Source organism: Vibrio sp. 10N.222.49.C9, assembly GCF_041474985.1.
Classification (GTDB): domain Bacteria; phylum Pseudomonadota; class Gammaproteobacteria; order Enterobacterales; family Vibrionaceae; genus Vibrio; species Vibrio crassostreae_C.
Window position 1 is genome coordinate 1 of record NZ_JBFRVD010001532.1, and the last position, 320, is coordinate 320.

The 320-nt window shown below is 48.1% G+C and carries 1 protein-coding gene; it reads left to right on the forward strand.

The features are described from left to right. The coding region (msrA, locus tag AB4585_RS29110; RefSeq protein WP_372172285.1) for a peptide-methionine (S)-S-oxide reductase MsrA at positions 1-320 on the forward strand (320 nt) is incomplete at both ends.

Sequence of the window (320 nt, forward strand, 5' to 3'; positions counted from 1 at the left end):
ATGCCACCAGCAAAAAGTTGCCAGCAAATATTACTCGGTTTGGGGTGTTTTTGGGGAGCGGAGCGTCTTTTCTGGAATATCCCTGGGGTTGTCTCTACATCCGTCGGTTATGCCGGTGGTTATACGCCCAATCCAACCTATGAAGAGGTCTGTTCTGGGCAAACGGGTCATACCGAAATCGTGCGTGTCATCTTCGATTCAAGTCAGGTTTCTTTAACGACGATACTGCAAGTATTTTGGGAAAAGCACGACCCCACTCAAGGGATGCGTCAAGGTAATGACAGAGGCACTCAATATCGCTCTGCTATTTACACCTACAG